Annotated in this window: 4 protein-coding genes and 3 pseudogenes; 2 read left to right on the forward strand and 5 right to left on the reverse strand. The window is 67.7% G+C overall.

The features are described from left to right. Window positions 1-366 (forward strand): transposase (locus ACGF2Y_RS36520; protein ID WP_392956386.1); only part of this gene is annotated, 366 nt, incomplete at its 5' end. Between the two features lie 124 nt (window positions 367-490). Beyond that, complete coding sequence (locus tag ACGF2Y_RS36525) at window positions 491-1,312, forward strand: hypothetical protein (RefSeq protein ID WP_392956389.1); 822 nt, start codon at window positions 491-493, stop codon at window positions 1,310-1,312. A gap of 187 nt (window positions 1,313-1,499) precedes the next feature. Here ACGF2Y_RS36525 and ACGF2Y_RS36530 read toward each other — a convergent pair. From ACGF2Y_RS36530 to ACGF2Y_RS36550, 5 genes and pseudogenes are all read right to left on the reverse strand, one after another. Further along, window positions 1,500-1,646: pseudogene (locus tag ACGF2Y_RS36530) on the reverse strand (Uma2 family endonuclease); the annotation flags it as partial. Window positions 1,647-2,023: 377 nt separating this feature from the next. After that, window positions 2,024-2,839: a hypothetical protein gene (locus ACGF2Y_RS36535; RefSeq protein ID WP_392956392.1), complete on the reverse strand. Its 816-nt coding sequence runs from the start codon at window positions 2,837-2,839 to the stop codon at window positions 2,024-2,026. A 362-nt stretch (window positions 2,840-3,201) separates the two neighbouring features. Continuing rightward, window positions 3,202-3,417 (reverse strand): hypothetical protein, encoded by a 216-nt coding sequence (locus tag ACGF2Y_RS36540; protein ID WP_392956395.1) that lies wholly within the window; start codon window positions 3,415-3,417, stop codon window positions 3,202-3,204. A 173-nt stretch (window positions 3,418-3,590) separates the two neighbouring features. Then, window positions 3,591-4,057: pseudogene (locus tag ACGF2Y_RS36545) on the reverse strand (hypothetical protein); the annotation flags it as partial. 21 nt (window positions 4,058-4,078) lie between these two features. Further along, window positions 4,079-4,162 (reverse strand): annotated as a pseudogene (locus tag ACGF2Y_RS36550) (transposase); the annotation flags it as partial.

Consider the following 4,162-nt stretch of genomic DNA (forward strand, 5'->3'; position numbering starts at 1 on the left):
TTCCTGATCAGGATCGACAAAGAGGTGCCCGCGCATCTCCAGGTCCACCTGATCGTGGACAACTACGGCACCCACAAGACCCCGGCGATCAGGACCTGGCTGGCCAAACACCCCCGGTTCCAGCTGCACTTCACTCCGACCGGCTCCTCGTGGATCAACCAGGTCGAGCGGTGGTTCGGCTTCCTGGCCGACCAGATGATCCGCCGTGGCGCACACAAGAACGTCCAGGCCCTCGAAGCCGATATCCGCAAGTGGGTCAAGAACTGGAACGAAGACCCCAAGCCGTTCATCTGGACCAAAACAGCCGAGGAGATCCTCGACTCCCTCGCCCGTTTCTGCCGACGAATCTCCGGCGCAGGACACTAGCGTCGCCTCGGTTATCGGCGGGCTGCCGCACACCGCGGAACGCACCCTGGGCTACTCCCTGTGGATCACCACGTACAGCATCGGCGCCGGTACTGGGCCCCTGATCGGCCGAGCGTTCGTCGACATGGGCGCCTACACCCTGCTGTTCTGGCTGCCGGCGGCGGTCGCCGTGGTGTGCGGAGTGCTCGCGACCCTGATGCTGCGCGGAATCGATCTGGGGCAGGCCGTGTCGGCCAAGATCGACGTCGTCTCCTCGGCCCTGGCACTTCTTGGCTTCGGGCTCTTCGTGGCAGGTCTGCAGAGTCACGGCGGAGTCCTCGGACGGGTCCTGGCGACGGTCGCCGGCTGCGTCATCCTGGGCGTGTTCTGCGTGCGTCAACTCCGCTCGCGGGACCCGCTCATCGATGTGCGCATGCTCCCCTTCTCCCGGCTGGGCGCGTGTTCGCTCTCGCTCGTCGTCGGCTCGGCGTGCTACACCGGATCGGTCTTCCTCTTCAGCGCGCAGGCGGATTCGCTGTTGTCCGTCCTGCCGGTCTCGGTTCTGGCGCTGTGGGTCTCGCTCGGAGGATTCACCTTCCACCGGTTGCAGTCCCGGTTCTCTCCCGTGCACATGCTTCAGGTCAGCCTGGCCGCGTGTGCTGTCGGTCTGGTGACGGCGGCCTTCGTCGGACTGTGGCCGGCCAGTTTCCTGCTCGGCCTGGGGGTGGGGGTCTCGATGGCATCCGGAGACGCGTACCTGCTCGGAAGCGTGCCGCCCAAGGACGTCGCACGGGCTGCGGCTCTCCAGGAGACGAGCCTCGCCGTGGGTGCGGCTCTCGGTGTGGCCGGATTCGGTGGGATCTTCGCCGCCACCGGCTCGGTCGCGGCGACGGCCGTCATCGCAGCGGTTCTCGTCACCGTCACTGTGTGGGCCCTCCGTCACAACCGCGGAGTCCTCACGGCGTAGGCGGACGGCCGCGCGGCCCGGGTGTACCGACCGCGCGCCCCGCCGGCCGCTCAGGACCAGCCGGCTTCGGCGTCAACACCCGTACACCGTCAACGGTGTACGGGTGTCGCTCTGCCGGTGCGGCCGCCATGGCCGTGATGCGGCACCGCAAGCGCGCCTGATCCCCGGATCGGGTACGGCTGCGTCCCAGGGCGTTGGCCAGGATGCGGGCCGGCCGGCTGTGGCGCTTGGAGGCGCTCGGGCTCACGACGGCCCTCCCGTCCACGATCTCGATGTCGGCACACTGCTCCGCGGACCAGGAGTCGTACTGCTCCGCGCTGATCTGCAGGTGCATCCATGTCTCGGAGGCCGTCCTTCGTGTGCGTGTGGGCGGGAGGGCCGGCGGGGCACGCCTGCTCTGCGGGCGGTCTGACCGCCGGGGCACGGACCGAGGACAAGGACCGCGGCGCCCCGGATCTCCGAGGACGCCGGGAGGGCGAGCGCCAGGACGATGCAGCCGGTCGGCCCGAGGGGCGGGACCATCCTGGCCGGGCGGCCCACGCCCGGGGTGAAAGTCCAGGCGGAGACGTTGGCGACCCGAACCCGCCACCGGAACCCGCAGGTTCTTCCACCGCCGACACCCCGCCCCGCACGTGCGCGGACCCGTCGGCGGTCGACATGTCCGCCGCACCCTCAACGTGTCAACCCCATGAGCTGATCAATGAGCCGGTGCTACTGCGGATTGCCGTTGGCTCCCAAATGGGCGCTCATCTCCGCATGGGCACGCTGGGAGTGGGAGTTGGCCGGGTCGTGGTTGAGCCGGAGGTAGTCGTAGAGGACCTGTACGCATTCGTCCCGGGTGGGGTAGGGCGCGTCGGAGGTCAGGCCAAGGCTCTTGGTGATCTCCATCAGCTCTCCGTCGGCCGCAGTGTACACCGGGTGCCAGATGAGATGCACCGCCGGGTTGAGCGCCATGACCACGCGCAGCTGCGGGACCTCTTGCGCGATGAGGACGCTGTCGGGGTTGTACGCCCGCAGGAAGATGTGGACGGGTCCGCGTGCGCGGTTCACGAAGGCCTTGGACAGGACGTTCCACATCGGCGTCTTGAGCATCCAGTCCGAGGTCAGGGTCAGCTTGTCGACCACGCCACCGAAGGGAGTGGTCTCCAGGGGAGTGTGGCCCCTGGAGCGGGCATAGCCGCTGGTCACCCTGCCGCCCGACCAGAGAGCCAGCGTCGGTGTGTCGATCTCCAAGTAATCGCCGACGAGCTTCACCAGCTCCTGGTACCAGCTGTTTGACGCGCGGTGGTCGCGTTGCTTCTGGCGATCGGTGTGCTCAGCCATGGCTTCGTCGTTGAGCGGCCCCTGTTCGGCGATGCCACCGAGGACGAGCTGCCAGGCGGCGTCCGTGACGTCGTTGGGGAAGCCTGCCTGAGCCATCATGTCGCAGAAACTGCCCCACTCGCCGTGTCCGGTGGGATCGGCGGCGTGCCGCCGCGCCTCCTCCCTGACCTCGGGATTCTCCTGGCGCTGTACCCAACGCGTCACCGCTTCGTTGCCCATCGTCCGCTGGAGAGCAGCGAGTTCGGCGGGACGCGACACCTGCCTGGCGGCGTGCTCCGGGGCCTCGCTCTCTGCCCGCCTCCTCGGTACCGTCGCAGTTGTCGGTGGTACCGAGGGTGTCCGTATCTGTCGCACGCTCGTCGTTCTTCCGGGTCGTTGTTCGGCCCGAAGGGCCCGATGGCCCGAGGCTAGAGCCTCGCAAGGCCGGGCCGTGCTACTGATCGTTCAGCCGGACAGACCAGCTGTGTTCGCGAACTCCTGCACATCCGGCCATATCGGCGATGGCCGGAGGCCTGAGTGATGGGCTGTGCGCCACGTTCAACACGGTACTCGCCGTTGTGCGCTGGTCAGAGTTCCCCGCGCCGTTCGAGTTCGGTGATCATCGCGTTGATCTCTTCGTGTCCGACTGTGATGGTCTTCGGGTCCCATCCACGGTCGGACAGGTCAGAGGTCACAGACGCGTAGCTTCTGACTTGCGTCTTCAGGAACCCGGTGGACATCTCCCGGTAGATCTCAGCTTTGGTTGCCGCGTACTTCGTCTCGCTGCTGGTGCTCTCGCTCATCGGTTCGTCTCCTTCGTACGCGTGGTGTCTGACTGGTGGTGCGGTGTCAGGCTCGGGTGGGTGCGATGTAGTGCCGGGTTGCGACCATGAGGCCGAAGGCCAGGGCGAAGCCGGCCGGACGGCACCTCCGACGACCGCCTTGTCGGCGATGCCGGTCAGGTCGTGAGCACGGACGATGATCTCTCCCGTGGCGTAGCAGGCGACCCAGGAGAGCAGCATGGCCAGCGCCAGGATGATGAGGCGTGCACCGCCAGGGACGGGCTGTCCGCCGCCTGGCCCGCGGTCAGGATGAACGCCAGCGGGCGGCACTTACGGTCGGCGGCGAGGCGGACCTTGCTGGTCTGCCCGCCCCTGGAGCGTCCGAGCAGGGCGGGCTTCAGCCGGAGTCTGTGCCGACGCCGAATGCCTCTTCGCTCCTCTCGCACGGGATCGCTTTCGACCTCCTGCCCGCTTTGTTCTTCGATGGCACCCCCTTTGACCTGGCCTTCTCCTCGGCGGCGGCGGCTTTCTCCAGGGCAGTGACGACGTCCTCGCCGAGGTGCATCCCGGCCGCGTCGTGGTGGGCCCGGGCGGTGGTGGAGTCGATGCTGACCAGGGACAGGTCCACCTCACCGCGCTTCGCGGCTTCCGCGATCATGCCCCAGCAAGGCCTAGTGCCGCATCAGGCAACGTTCGCCCTGGCGACGACTTCTCGTAGGCGTTCGTCGGCGGCGTGCTTGTTCCGCCAGATGATGTAGCGGCGGAT

Source organism: Streptomyces sp. NPDC048142 (assembly GCF_043202835.1).
Classification (GTDB): Bacteria; Actinomycetota; Actinomycetes; order Streptomycetales; family Streptomycetaceae; genus Streptomyces.